Source organism: Monashia sp. HAY1-2A, from assembly GCF_056755315.1.
The window spans coordinates 1-249 of the sequence record NZ_JBNDHY010000615.1 but is presented as its reverse complement, the minus strand read 5'-3'; the positions used below and the strand labels follow the sequence as shown (position 1 = coordinate 249).

Genomic DNA, 249 nt, shown 5'->3' with positions numbered 1-249 from the left:
GAGCAGATCCGCGCCGCCGGTTTCGAGGTGGTGGACGACGACCGGGCAAGCATTCAGGAGTGGGACGTCTTCGAAGCCGGGTATCGGGAGAGATTTACCCGTTGGCTGGAAACACATGATGCCGACCATCCCGCCGCGGGGCAGGTCCGTCAGCAATATGAGGAGCAGCGCGCCGCATATGAAGAGGGCTACCGAGGCGTGCTCGGAATGGCGTATTTCTGCCTAAGGGGTTAGGAGTCCACTGCGTGC

Annotated in this window: 1 protein-coding gene; it reads left to right on the top strand. The window is 61.8% G+C overall.

Annotated elements, in window-relative coordinates; translation table 11 throughout:
- On the top strand, positions 1-234 hold a 234-nt coding region (locus tag ACPYOM_RS23255), incomplete at its 5' end, for a hypothetical protein (RefSeq protein WP_481347783.1).
- Positions 235-249: the final 15 nt, after the last annotated feature.